Source organism: Acinetobacter sp. (assembly GCF_050285345.1).
In the GTDB taxonomy this organism is placed as follows: Bacteria; Pseudomonadota; Gammaproteobacteria; order Pseudomonadales; family Moraxellaceae; genus Acinetobacter.
Window position 1 is genome coordinate 1 of the sequence record NZ_JBLZXR010000052.1, and the last position, 13,766, is coordinate 13,766.

Sequence of the window (13,766 nt, forward strand, 5' to 3'; positions counted from 1 at the left end):
CCATGTCGTATGGCTTACGCCAGTCGCTTATATCCTCGTGCTGAACCACGAGGTTTTACGCTCCAAGTGATAAATAATTTTTTGAATTTTATTCGGTTTTTTCAATTTTTAACAGTATATCCTTATTCTCTAGACCACCGGCAAAACCAACCAATTTTCCATTGGCGCCGACCACGCGATGACATGGTGCAATAATCGAAATCGGATTTTTACCATTGGCAGCACCAACGGCACGCACTGCTTTGACATTGCCGACTTGCTCTGCAATTTGTTTATAACTGCGAGTTTCACCAAAAGGGATGGTCAGTAAGGCCTGCCAGACTTTTTGCTGAAATTCTGTTCCTTCAAAATCGAGCGGCAAATCAAATTTCTGACGTTTTCCTTGAAAATATTCATTTAGCTGTTGCACCGTTTTTAGCAAAATTGGATGTTGAGGGTTTTCAACCAACTCCGCCAAACGTACACGATTTGGGTTTTCATTTTCCCAAATCACGGCGACTAAAGCGGTTTCATGTGCAACAAGTTTAAGACGACCTACAGGAGAATCTAAAAATAGATAAGAGAGTTGCATAAGAGGCTCCTGAACGGAATGGGTCTGATTCCATCATTATTCAAGATGATGAAAGTTTCATCAAGACCAATCCTGAAATAATCAAGACCGCTGCCAACATGCGCATTGCACTTGCTGGCTCACCAAGCACCACAATCCCCAAAACGAAAGAGCCTACAGCACCAATGCCTGTCCATACGGTATAGGCCGTTCCTAGCGGCAAGGTTTTCATGGCATAGGACAATAAAGCAAAACTGGCAATCATAAACGCGATGGTCAGGATACTTGGTGTCAGTTTGCTAAAGCCGTCAGAGACTTTCATACTGTAAGCCCAAACCACTTCCAGTAAGCCTGCAACAATTAATAAAACCCATGCCATTGTATTTACCCAATATCTAACGCAGAAGCCTGATATAGGCTTCTGTAAAAATTTAAGCTGATGATAATTTCATTAAAACCAGTCCTGAAATAATCAAGACCGCTGCTAGCATACGCATTGCTGTCGCAGGTTCTCCGAGTACAAAAATACCGACGAGGAATGATCCCACTGCACCAATACCTGTCCAAATAGTATAAGCCGTCCCTAGAGGCAAGGTTTTCATGGCATAGGCCAATAAACCAAAGCTGAGGATCATAAAGAATAGTGTAATGAGACTCGGGCCGAGTTTCGTAAAGCCTTCTGAGAGCTTCATCGAATATGCCCAAACGATTTCAAAGATACCCGCGAATACAAGAACTATCCAGGCCATGTGCCATCCTCCTTAGTAGAGTCAGGCCGTCCTGACGATTTTTCTTGCGACCTCAGAGCGAGATGTGAAGGGAGGTCGTTCCTCCTGTGATTTTCGCAGTATAGCAAAAACGCTAGAATTTAGTGCGCAATGATCACCCTCAATTGAAAGCGATGAATACAAAGTCTCTTCTCATCTATATTTACACTGTATTTCACAGCACTTCCCTTTGAATCTCCAATAAAAAAGCAGCATCACAAAAATGCTGATGCTGCTCCTTGAGATGACGCAGTGATACTTAGAACTTCACACGCAGTCCCGTACCATACCGCCAGTCTTTTTCACTTTCAGTGCCTTGTTGCCATGCGGTGTGCTTCATCCCTTTGTCATAGCTATAAGACACATCAATAAAAGGCATCACTTTTTTATTGATTTCATAACGCGTTTCTAGCCCTAACCACAATGAACTCAGCCCAGTTTTTTGCGCATAGCGCGAGTCATCATTCAATACCACATCGATATTCAGATAGGGTTTTAAAATGAGTTTCTGTGTCAGCAATAGATCGCGCTCGGTTTCCAATGAAAAACTGACTTGCTTATCTTGCCCGACAAAAAGGTAAGCATCAGTTTCAAAGAAATAAGGCGCTAAACCATGCAGACCGATGGCTGCATTCCATTGTTCTTTATCCGCTGCATGTTTTTCATCAAAACGATAACGTGCGCCAGCCTGCACATCCCAGAAGTCTGAAATCATGCGGCTATACATCAATTGTGCGGCATAATCGGCATCTTGCGATTCTGCTTTATCGGCATGTAACTTGATGAAAAGCTTATTTTCATCGGTGCCAATGCGACTTTCTAATTCAGTTTTGAGTTTGCCTTGTCCATTTGAATTATTGAGCCAGCGACTGTCCATCTCCGTGGCCTGATAAATTTGCCCACCATGTTCACGCCGATGATCTGCGCTATGTTGATGCTGAGTTACAGATGAATTTTGTGGCATGGTTGTAGTATGTTCAGCATGCTGATTGATTGCTGGCGGAGCAGTTTGTTGAGCTTCCAGTTGCATGGAATGTATCGAATGATCAACAACAGGCATACTCTGTTCCTGCATCGCGTAGGCATGATTAGCATGTTTATCCATAGCAAAAACGGCTGGCGTTAAGATTCCAACAGCAAGTGCTAAAACAGTACGCTGTAATGGCTTAATGATGCGCATGTGCATTCCCTCCTGTTGTTGGCAGAGCAGGTGTTGTGGTTGTTTCTGCCACATTGGCCACAATCAACTTATTCATCATACCGGCAGACATGTGATATAGCAGATGACAGTGAATTGCCCATTCACCCAATTCATTTGCAGTCAATAACGCGGTAACGGTTTTACCCGGTGGGACAACCACTGTATGCTTATTCGGCATATCTGATGAAGCTTGACCATTTTCTAACTGCATAAACATGCCATGTAAATGCATGGGATGCGCCATCATGCTGTCATTGACAAATTTAAGTCGGATACGTTCTCCATAGCGCACCTTGAGCGGCTCTGCTTCACTGAATTTTTTACCATTCATGGTCCAGAGATAACGCTCCATAGTACCGCCTAAACGGATCACCAAGTCTTGCGTCGGCTCACGTGTATCGGGCTGCGGGGTTAAAGATTTAAGATCACTGTATTGCAATGCTTTATCGCCCGCTGGTGTAGATGCATTGGCCCATCCCATCACCGGTTGAGCAGATGAATTATGTGCAACCTGAGTCGTATGCGCAGTATGATCCATCGCATCTGCCGCATGATTCATCTGGCTATGATCCATTTCTGACATTGAGCCATGCCCCATATCTTCCATAGTTAATAAAGCACGCGGACGCGCTTGAGGCGGATGAATCGCTGCATGCTGTGGTTGAGTTTCATCATGCAAAGTCCCAACCGCAAAGCCAGTCCGGTCAATCGATTCGGCCTCAATTTGATAATGCGAAGTTTTAGGCACCACAATCACATCATAGGTTTCTGCCGCACCAATACGGAATTCATCCACATTGATAGGCTTCACCGGCTGACCATCAGCACTGACAACGGTCATTTTTAAGTTCGGAATCCGCACATCAAAAAAGGACATGGCGGACGCATTGACAAAACGTAAGCGTACTTTCTCGTTCGGTTTAAACATCCCTGTCCAATTTTGTGCAGGCGTTTGACCATTAATCAAAAAGGTGTAACCCGTGACATCAGAGAGATCGGTTTTTAACATACGCATCTGATTCCACATGGAACGGTCTTGCCAACTACTTTTCAGACCATCGCGTTTAATTTGCTTCCAAACATCCGCAACGGTTTCGCGTTGATTTTGATAATATTCAGCTGATTTTTTTAAGTTGGCCATGATCTGCGCACCAGAAGATTCATGGAATTCTGACAGCATCACCACATAATCACGTTCCGCTTGTTCATGTGCCGCAATCGGCTTTTTCCCTTTCGGGTAAATCACCAACGTACCATATAAGCCATCTTGTTCTTGGCCCTTAGAATGCGCGTGATACCAATAGGTACCGCTTTGGCGAACCTTAAATTTATAAGTAAAACTACCATCAGGCTGAATTTCATTAAAGCCATTAAACCCCGGTACACCATCCATCAAACCGGGCAATAAAAGCCCATGCCAATGCACCGAAGTATTTTGTTTTTTAAGCTGATTATGCACATGAATGACGGCGTCATCGCCTTCTTCAAATTCGAGCAATGGCGCAGGAAACTGTCCATTGACACTGATTTTTTTAACCGCTTTACTAGTCAAATTAATGTTCTTTTCATCAATATTCAGATGATATTCTTTGACTGCTGCAAACACCCAAGACGGTGACAACAGACATGCCCCGAGAACTAGGCAGACTTTAAATGGCGTAGACATACTTTAACCCTTGTAAAAATAACGAAATAAACGTATTTAAAACTCAGGTTAAATTTGTGGCGGGCGGAGAATTTCTTGCCAATGGCCTTTAAGATGCTGGCCATTGAACACAAATTTAGGGGTGTCGGAATAGGAATTGATGCGCAAAGCCTGTAATGGGATCAATGCAGCGTCCACATAGGTTGCGCCGATTTGGCAATGCCACAAGGCACAGTCCTGACAGTCCATCGTTTTCATGACACTGTGATGATCGAATGATTCACCTGAACTTTGACTGGATTTGAGCATTTCAGCACAATGCGCGACATTTTTCGATGCTTGAGAAGCATGGTGAACGTTTGGCAGGGCTTGATGACAATCAGACATTGTTTGTTGTAAATCTGAAACCTTCGAGGTCTGTTCCGTCTGCTCAGCATCAGTTTGGAGATGGGACATCATCATTTGTTCATGCATCATATTTTGCTGTGCTGTAGCCACACTGCCCCACCCCATGACAAACGCCATAAGTAAAGCAAAGCCCAGATGCTTACGCAAAATATTTAACAATTCAGTATTCCTGATTGAACCCATTCCATTCACATGTCTATCGATAAACATGTAGCAACATTCGACATGGTGAAAACTTTTGCCAATAGTTGAATATTGGCAATATCCCCATACAGCATAAATAATTGTGCAGTTATTCACAATAATTATAAATTTAAAGGACTGCAAAGCCAGTGCTGGATTTTCACGTGATTTAAAACATTAAAGTTATTTTTTAAACAACAAAATTATTTAACCAAGATTAATAAACACACAGCAATTCAAACACTTCCAATTATTAAAAAAGGACTCAATTGAGTCCTTTTTATACTTATTACGTCTAATTATTAAACCTTTGATCTACAATTGCTTATAATTTATTCAAGTTATCCATATAGTTATCTACACAGATATCCATATAGTTACACACAAAGTTATCCACAAGATGTTTATAACTTATACTTAAAGCCTTAGACCTCGCGTGCAGCAACTTTTGCCAATTCAGCGCGCATGTCATCAATCACAGCTTTATAATCCGGCTTACCAAAAATTGCTGAGCCTGCAACAAACATGTCTGCACCAGCTTCTGCAATCTCACGAATATTAGCCGGTGTCACACCACCATCCACTTCTAAACGAATATCACGACCTGATGCATCAATAATTTTGCGCGCTTGACGTAATTTCTCTAAAGTCATGGGAATAAATTTTTGACCACCAAACCCTGGGTTCACACTCATCAAGAGCACTTGATCGACTTTATCCAAGACATAGTCTAAATAATGCAATGGTGTTGCTGGGTTAAAGACTAGACCCGCTTTTGCACCACCTGATTTGATTAACTGTAAAGAACGGTCAATATGATCTGTTGCTTCTGGATGGAAAGTAATAATGTCTGCACCAGCTTCTAAAAAGTCGCCAATCATACGATCTACAGGAGATACCATTAAATGCACATCAATCGGTGCTTTAATGCCATATTTTTTCAATGCTTTACAAACGCCTGCACCAAAAGTTAAGTTTGGAACATAGTGGTTGTCCATCACGTCAAAGTGAACAACGTCTGCACCTGATTCAAGAACATTTTCAACTTCTTCACCTAAGCGAGCAAAGTCTGCTGACAAAATTGAAGGCGCAATTAAGAATGGCTTGGACATGAAAAAACCTGACTGTGAAAGGAGATTGATAAAACCTAGTATAACAAATTGTCCGTACTCCCGCCTGCCTCCCCGCACACAGTTCGATTATTTCTTATCTCACTTAGAAAAATATTATGCTGCGCAAATCGGCTTTAAATTTGGCAAAGGCTTTTTTCTGCTCCATCTCAAAACATGATTTTCTCTTCGCTCTACCTTTTAATGTTGATGGTTCTGATAATTTCGAACAGCTTCAATACGCGCTTTGGTGGCAGGATGCGATTGAAAGAAATCCGCCCAAGATTTTTCATCCGAATCAGCCGTTGTCTCGGCATTTTCTTTGTCCCTTTTTACTTTAGCCTCTTGTTCTTCATCCTCCATCCGTTGTAAGAAGTTGGCAAAATGTCGTGTCGGGATATTTTGTTTTGACATCATGTTTAAGGCATATAAATCCGCTTCCGATTCAAAATCACGTGAATAGCTTGCGCCAACGGCAGCAACAGGCAAGTTGGTTAAAATATCGGAGCTATCACCTGTAATCATCAACAAAATCATACTAATGCCTAAACCCGATAGGCTTTGTTGCAAACTATGACGCTGTATCAAATGTCCTTGTTCATGCGCCAACACCCCGATGAGCTCATAATCATCTTTGGCCATGTCCACCAATTCATCGGTCACAATAATGGTATTGTTCGGAATGGCTAAGGCATTGGCACCAATGTATCCACCACGACGAAACAACACTTTTGCGGGCTGATCTTGTGCCACCAGTTGATGATATTTTTTCAACAAAGCATCCTGTCGAGCCTTGGGCAATTCACTTGGCCCTGTTACTTCAAAAATATATTTTTCAGCCTGATCACCCCAGCTGTGCAGTGCCGTTGCAGGAAGCTGATTGGCCACCACATGTGCTGCGGCAGGAACCCCCCATTTGACTAAAGCAAACGCAAAACCCATTACAAAGATCACACTAAATAAAATCAAGGTAGGTGAACGCTCTAACTTCCAAATCGAATGCCAACGGCCTTTTTCATGTAAATTGAACCACTCTGGCAGAGGTTCATGAAAATCTAATCGCGCATCATCTTTCAATTCAATAACCGGTTGGATATCGCCTAAAGCACCGATCAAGGTCATGTCCTGATAGGTATAATGCTGCACCAATTCAAAGTTATCGCCATAGCGTACAATTATCGCATGTTCACCATTCGGGCAAATCTGCGCATCATAAGGTTTCGATATTTTTCCATCATAATATGTTGCATTGACCACTAAAGTTTTCATGCCACCCACCATGATTAAAGGGAAATATCCAAGTCAAAAATATCTGACAACTCTTCTGCAATCGCATTGTGATCTTGCTGCATTTGATTTTGCAACAGGTCTGGATCATCGACCAACATGAGGCACAAAGACTCAACCTGATATTTATATAAACGTACCACCGCCCAAGGTGTTAACAGCCCTAGACTGATAATTTTAGCAATCCAATTACTCAGCACAATCCATGCGTAACGCCACTGATTGCAATTGGTCTGAAACTGGCTACGACTGAGGGTTGTATTGTTCCATGAGGTCATAAAAATGCGCGCTGCAGTAAGGGGCCAAATAAACATATAACCCAGCAAGTACATTGCAGAAATAATAAAGAAATACGATGATGCATTTAAACTATCTAAACTGCCATACAGCAGTGTCATCACGACAGCCAGCACCGTGAAACAGCCTAAAAACAGAAACAACGGCATATAAATCGCGCGCATGTAATCCGTCCATGAGGCATTCAAACTAAATTTTAGTTGCCCGATGTAGAGATGATTGAAACACTCTCGCTTATACAACCAGACCGCAACGGGACCAAATAAGCCCAAGGTAAACACAAACACCGCGATACATTTCAAAAAACACCAATAGGCACTTTTATTCGTTCCCGAGAAATAAAAGCGACTGTTGCTGAATTTACTGTTACGTGCGCGAAAACGGAGGGTTGAGCGAATTAACCAAGGCACAGCCAAAAAGACCAAAACAAATCCGGCTAAAAAAGCTTCCCACGAATATTTAATCGCAAAGGAAAAAGCTGCATAAATGACCAAGGCAATAATACGCCCCACCAAAATTTTGGAAGGTAAACCAGTAAAATCAAAACGACGTTGAAATACCCAAGTATTGCCATAGAAATAGCGTAAACGACGTACTTTTGCCCAAGGCGCATAAAAACCAATGGTGATAATGGTCAATAAAATATTGACAATCCAAATGCCGAAATACTCGGCAGCATTGCCTTTAAAGCGAAAGGTATAATTGCGCCCAAGCGCTTCGGTTTGGGTCGAATCACCAAATAGAGATGCTGGTTGTATCTGAAAAGGCGGCAATTCTGGCGGAAGTTCAGTATCCATTGATGAATTTTGCATACGCACCCTAAGTTATTTTTATGTATTGAATAATTCTAAAACATATAGCCCAACAGTTTGAGCTATGTTTGTTGACAAAAAACTTAAATGATCAGCAACAGCATGCTGACCATTTGAGCTGAATTAAGACTGCAATTGTACTGCATGAAATTGCAAATGTTCATCCATGAAACTCTGAATGAAATAATAACCATGATCATAGCCAGCATGCTCACGCAGAGTCAGGTTTTGCCCCACTTGCTGGCAAGCCTGCTGAAATAAAGCAGGATTCAACTGGCTATAAAACTGATCATCCAAACCCTGATCAATCAAAATATCTGGAAACACTGCACCTTTGGCCTGAATCAATGCGGTCGCATCATGTTGCTGCCACACTGCTTGATCATCACCGAGATAATGACTAAAAGCTTTTTCACCCCATGGGCATTGGCTCGGTGCACAAATCGGGGCAAAAGCCGAAACTGATTTAAATTTCTTTGGATATTTTAAGGCCAAGGTCAAGGCCCCATGCCCACCCATACTGTGGCCGAATATGCCGATGGCGTTCTGTTGTAACTTAAATTCGCTATTGACCAAAGTGTATAATTCATCGGCAATAAAACTTTCCATCTGATAATGCGTTGACCACGGCTCTTGCAGTGCATTAATGTAAAAGCCTGCACCTTGCCCAATATCCCAATTGTCCCCTTTCGCCACCTGTTCACCGCGCGGAGAGGTATCTGGACTAATCAAAATTAAACCTAACTGCGCCGCTAAACGCTGTGCATGCGCTTTAATCGCAAAGGTTTCTTCCGTACAGGTCAAGCCAGCCAAATAGAATAAAGCAGGACACGCTTTTCCAGCTAAGGCTTCTGTAGGTAAAAAAACACCAAAGCGTGTTGCTACTTTTAAGCAAGCTGATTCAAATTGGTAAATGCGCTGTTCGCCATCAAAACATTTATTACGTTGTACTAATTCCATCATACTTATCCTACAGTCCCTGAATACGTTTAGGGTGATTCGGTATTGGTAGTTGTCGGTGGAAATAAGCGTTGCTCGAGTTGTGGCAACATCAACGCCATATTTTTACCCATCGACCATTGAGGTTCAGAAGGCTCAAAACCTTGAGCCGCTTCCCATTTTGCAACCGTTTCTTTGGTCTGATTAAAGGCGGTTTGAATGCTCGATTGTTCACGCATCGCCTGATCAAAGAATGCACGACCAAAATAGGTATAATCCGCTTCATTTGAACAACCAAATGACTGACGATCTGCCGCAGAAGCGGTAATAATTAAAGTATTTTCATTTTGTAACGCAGGGATAAAGCTGCCCGAATAACAGGCTGAAATGACAATGACACGCCAGCGAATGCCCGAAGCATCCAAAGTTTCTTTTAACCATTTAGGATCGACTTGTGCCAAATCGAGCGGCGCGTTTTCCATCTCAAATACATTCGGCAAACCGTGGGAAGTCATATATAAAAAGAGCACATCACTTTCACGGTTCATTTGCTGGCCGATACGACGCAGTGCCATTTCCATACTGGTCTTAGAGGCAATCGGGATTTCAGTACGTGTCGCTGGATGGTTAATCAGTTCAATTGAGCGACCATTGGTACCAAAGCGGGTATCGAATTGTTCTTTAATCCGCTCAATTTCGAATTTAAAAACATCTTGATAACTCGCTCCTGCCACCCCTAAGAAATACCAATGCGATTGAGCAAATTCACCATATTCAACCGCATCGAGAGATTTATTCAATAAACGACTTTGCGCATAAAAGGCATCTTCGGCAAAGCTAGGAGGAACTTCCTCCACTTTCCAAATCGGCTGGTCTTTGACTGAAACTTGCCAAACCACCAAAGTGAAAAGTGTCGCCAACATAATCAATGCACGTTCCCACCACGGCCATTTCAACTCGCGAGAAAAGACCCAAACGACTGCTAAACTTTGCCACACAAACAGAATAATAAATAAGGTTGGAATGTAGTCATACAGTATGTAAGGCAGATAATCGAGATCACCTAGATACTGAATTAGACACTGGAACAACATGATATGAGTATCAAGCACCAACCACAGCAGTGCGGGAACCAGCATCAAACGTGGATTATTGACTCGTTGTGAGAGAAAAATTCCCACAATCAAGGCGATAAATGGCCACAAAGCATAACTGACTAGGCCTTGCGGGTTAAACTCACCAATTCGACCTGTACTGAGCCAGCTAAATAAGCTGTTGGCACATCCCCCCAATATCCCCCAAAATACCAACTGTAAAATCGAGGGGCGAACAATTTGCAAGGAACGACGAGACCCCAAAAATAACCAGATCCCCGCAGTTTGGTTGCTTTTAAAATCATGCCAAAAATTGATGGAGGGTTTGAAATGAATCATAGAATTCTGATGAGGGCCTAGGCTCGCTTAATTGCACAAATAATTTTATGCCTGATGTGATTTTTAGCAATGCTATTTTTTAACTATATAACAAATCTTTGGGCTATTTTGAAGTAAATATCACTTTAAGTAACAAGTTCATGCTGGAAATAGGCATCAAAGCGACAGGCATCTCCTTGCCATTGATGTTGCGGTTCTTGATTGGCTAAAAAAACAGCTAAACGTGGACGCTTCACCACCACGCGACGGGCAATTTTCTGTGCCAACACCAATAAATTATCGCCCAAATCCATTTCACCATCTTCAGGGAGTAATAAGTGCAGCAATTGCATTTGCTTCTTCACTTGCGCCTGCTTTTTTACTGCTTGTTGATTTTGATCGCGCTGCGGAAACATCGGATCAAGATACACCACATCAACGCTGTTATTTAGCATTGCCTGTACTTGTAAATAATCTGCCGAATCTGAAAATACCAATTGAATACGTGCCACGACTGAACTTAAAAAAGCATCTTGCTGTGCACGATGATGCGAATCTTCCAACAAAGTAAATAAAATCGGATGACGTTCAACCAAGGTGACATGCGCACCTAAATGTGCCATCAACAAACTGTCATGCCCGAGTCCTGCGGTTGCATCAATCAAACTCGGTTTTTCAGCCAAATTACATGCGCGTGCAATCATTTCCGACTTCAGCGAAGCACGTTTCAAACGTCCAACTTCTGCTTTCCAGTCAGGTTGCATCTTCATGCCATTGGCCGCCAACCATAAACCGTCTTGATCAACACACAATGCCAATTCAGGATTTAAACGTAAAAAACGCGCATTGAGCTTTTCAATAATTGCAATATTTACAGACACACCACGCGAAGAAAGCACAGCAGAATACTGCTGTGCTTTCTCATGAAATTCTTGTTCTGTGTATAAGCGGATGTCGCTTACCATAATTTCCAGCCTGTAAATGCAAACAATAAAATCAAGAGACCTGAAAAAATGCGATACCAAGCAAAAACGATAAAATCACGTTTCGCGACATAAGCCACCAGCACCCGAATTAAAAATAATGCGGAGACAAATGAAACGATTAAACCAACCGCCAATACCGCCCAGTCTTCATTGGTTTGAAACACATGAAAGCTTTGATACAGATCAAGTAAACCTGCACCGACAATAACCGGAATACCCAAGAAAAATGAAAATTCAGTCGCTGCTTTACGCGATACGCCCAAGAACATTGCCCCAATAATGGTGGCACCTGAACGTGAAGTTCCGGGAATAAGCGACAATACTTGAATCAAACCAATCCAAATCGCGTCTTTAAGGGTCAGATCTTCTACTTCTTGCGCACGTACTTGAGGTGGATTCTTTTCAATCCATATAATGATCAAACCACCAATAATCAACCCCATCGCAATTGCAATATTGTTGAATAACAGTTCTTTCACGGTTTGACCCAAGGTCAGTCCGACCAAGACAATTGGAATGGACGCAAGAATTAAGCCAAAACCTAAACGGCGACCCTTTTCTTCACCGGTCACCATGCCAGTTGCAGCACCCCACAGACGGCCCCAGTATTCATAAATCACTGCGGCGATTGCGCCCATTTGAATCGCAATAACGAATACATCACTTTTTTCTTTGGTCCAGAAATTCATTAATTCTGAAGCCAGAATTAAATGCCCTGTACTCGAAATTGGTAAAAATTCGGTAATACCTTCAACAATACCCATGATTGCCGCTTTGAGCAGCAGTAGAAGATCCATATATAACCCTAATTATGGCTTGCCTTGTTCTGAAATTTTTTTCCAGGCGTTGTCTCGTAAATACACTGGTAAAGCGAGTTCTGCACTCACCCATGCTTCACGTTGCGCCGCCTCGCGGGCAATGGTAGCAATATCCTGTGCTGTTGCACTTAAGTCTTTGTATTGTGTTTGTTCTGGCTGAATTAATTCTGCGCCAGAGCCCACCACGGTAGATTGAATATGCTGCTTTGCTTCGCTATAACTTAAAAGTTTTTCTTCATCAATAGCTTGCATAATACCCGCAGTATTGAGTTGAAAACTTGCAATATACACTTCTTGCATACGTGCATCGAGTACCGCAGTGACTTCGGTTAGACCAAACATACGATATGCTGCTTGCGCCAAGGCCTGTAAAGTTGAAACTGGCACCACAGAAAGGTCATTGGCCCATGCCAAAGCTTGCGTCACGGCAGCATTAATTCGCACACCACTAAATGAACCAGGCCCACGGCTAAAAGCAATTGCTGTTAAATCACCAAGTTCAGTCGCAGTTTGATCAAGCCCTTGCTCAATCATTGGGAGAATCGTTTGTGTCTGCGCTTTTGCCCGTAGATCGAGTTGAAAATAAAGTTCTTTTGTTTCATCCACAATCGAGACGGAACACTGCTCATTGGCAGTTTCCAATGCCAGTACTTTCATGCGCAACCTTAATTAAATCTAATCTGAAAAACGTGGAATATGATACTCCACTCCATCCCAGTTCGCGAGAATTTCCAGCGACGTGTTATCCACGTCAAATAAAAAGCCTCGAACAATGCCGAGGCTTGAAAAATATTTTCGAAAGAAAACTTTATAGTTCAGTAACTTCCAGATTTTTAAAATGCTTAAAATGTGCTGCATAATGCATCGCGCTCATTTTTAACCGTGCTTCTGCTTGCTCATCTAAGGTTTTCACCACTTTACCCGGTGAGCCCATCACCACCGAGTTGTCTGGAATGACTTTGCCTTCTGGAATTAAGGCATTGGCACCAATAATACAGTTCTTTCCAATCACTGCATTATTCAGGATCACGGCATTGATGCCAATCAGGCTATTATCCCCCACGGTACAACCGTGCAGCATCGCCTGATGACCAATCGTCACATAATTGCCAATGTGCATTTCGATGCCCGTATCGGTATGTAATACGGCATTTTCTTGCACATTGGTAAAATCACCGAGTTTGATACGACAGTTATCGCCACGAATAACTGCACCAAACCAAACACTGACTTCACGCCCCATTTCGACCTGCCCGATCACGGTGGCATTGTCTGCCACCCAACCATCCCATGGCTGATGGGTTGCTTTGGGGCTATATCCTTGAAATTTATACAACATAATCAAATATCCT

General features: G+C 42.5%; 15 protein-coding genes. All 15 read right to left on the reverse strand.

The window, feature by feature from the left end; translation table 11 throughout:
• Positions 1–88: 88 nt before the first annotated feature.
• Entirely contained in the window at positions 89–571 is a 483-nt protein-coding gene (locus tag ACN6OV_RS04845) for a methylated-DNA--[protein]-cysteine S-methyltransferase (protein WP_427950183.1), read from the reverse strand.
• Positions 572–611: 40 nt separating this feature from the next.
• Positions 612–929 (reverse strand): quaternary ammonium compound efflux SMR transporter SugE, encoded by a 318-nt coding sequence (sugE, locus tag ACN6OV_RS04850; protein ID WP_427950186.1) that lies wholly within the window; start codon positions 927–929, stop codon positions 612–614.
• Positions 930–981: 52 nt separating this feature from the next.
• A complete protein-coding gene (gene sugE / locus ACN6OV_RS04855) occupies positions 982–1,299 on the reverse strand; it encodes a quaternary ammonium compound efflux SMR transporter SugE (RefSeq protein ID WP_427950189.1) in 318 nt (105 codons plus the stop codon).
• Positions 1,300–1,576: 277 nt separating this feature from the next.
• Positions 1,577–2,497 carry a copper resistance protein B gene (locus ACN6OV_RS04860; RefSeq protein WP_427950191.1) on the reverse strand — a complete coding sequence of 307 codons (921 nt, stop codon included), beginning with the start codon at positions 2,495–2,497 and terminating at the stop codon, positions 1,577–1,579.
• Positions 2,484–4,184, reverse strand: a complete 1,701-nt coding sequence (locus ACN6OV_RS04865; RefSeq protein WP_427950194.1) for a multicopper oxidase domain-containing protein — start codon at positions 4,182–4,184, stop codon at positions 2,484–2,486. The genes ACN6OV_RS04860 and ACN6OV_RS04865 overlap by 14 nt, the downstream gene beginning before the upstream one ends.
• A gap of 48 nt (positions 4,185–4,232) precedes the next feature.
• The gene (locus ACN6OV_RS04870) at positions 4,233–4,781 is read right to left on the reverse strand and encodes a hypothetical protein (protein ID WP_427950196.1); all 549 of its coding nucleotides are present in this window, start codon (positions 4,779–4,781) and stop codon (positions 4,233–4,235) included.
• Positions 4,782–5,179: 398 nt separating this feature from the next.
• Entirely contained in the window at positions 5,180–5,866 is a 687-nt protein-coding gene (rpe, locus tag ACN6OV_RS04875; protein ID WP_427950198.1) for a ribulose-phosphate 3-epimerase, read from the reverse strand.
• Between the two features lie 198 nt (positions 5,867–6,064).
• Positions 6,065–7,132 (reverse strand): M48 family metallopeptidase, encoded by a 1,068-nt coding sequence (locus tag ACN6OV_RS04880; RefSeq protein WP_427950201.1) that lies wholly within the window; start codon positions 7,130–7,132, stop codon positions 6,065–6,067.
• 14 nt (positions 7,133–7,146) lie between these two features.
• Positions 7,147–8,259: a YjgN family protein gene (locus tag ACN6OV_RS04885; RefSeq protein WP_427950204.1), complete on the reverse strand. Its 1,113-nt coding sequence runs from the start codon at positions 8,257–8,259 to the stop codon at positions 7,147–7,149.
• 123 nt (positions 8,260–8,382) lie between these two features.
• Entirely contained in the window at positions 8,383–9,219 is an 837-nt protein-coding gene (gene fghA, locus ACN6OV_RS04890) for an S-formylglutathione hydrolase (RefSeq protein WP_427950246.1), read from the reverse strand.
• A gap of 29 nt (positions 9,220–9,248) precedes the next feature.
• Complete coding sequence (locus tag ACN6OV_RS04895) at positions 9,249–10,631, reverse strand: C13 family peptidase (RefSeq protein ID WP_427950207.1); 1,383 nt, start codon at positions 10,629–10,631, stop codon at positions 9,249–9,251.
• Positions 10,632–10,756: 125 nt separating this feature from the next.
• Positions 10,757–11,575 (reverse strand): class I SAM-dependent methyltransferase, encoded by an 819-nt coding sequence (locus ACN6OV_RS04900; RefSeq protein WP_427950210.1) that lies wholly within the window; start codon positions 11,573–11,575, stop codon positions 10,757–10,759.
• Positions 11,569–12,393, reverse strand: coding sequence for an undecaprenyl-diphosphate phosphatase (locus tag ACN6OV_RS04905; protein WP_427950213.1), 825 nt, complete (start codon positions 12,391–12,393; stop codon positions 11,569–11,571). The genes ACN6OV_RS04900 and ACN6OV_RS04905 overlap by 7 nt, the downstream gene beginning before the upstream one ends.
• A gap of 12 nt (positions 12,394–12,405) precedes the next feature.
• Positions 12,406–13,071, reverse strand: coding sequence for a tRNA (adenosine(37)-N6)-threonylcarbamoyltransferase complex dimerization subunit type 1 TsaB (gene tsaB, locus ACN6OV_RS04910; protein WP_427950216.1), 666 nt, complete (start codon positions 13,069–13,071; stop codon positions 12,406–12,408).
• Between the two features lie 151 nt (positions 13,072–13,222).
• Positions 13,223–13,753 (reverse strand): gamma carbonic anhydrase family protein, encoded by a 531-nt coding sequence (locus ACN6OV_RS04915; RefSeq protein ID WP_427950219.1) that lies wholly within the window; start codon positions 13,751–13,753, stop codon positions 13,223–13,225.
• Positions 13,754–13,766: the final 13 nt, after the last annotated feature.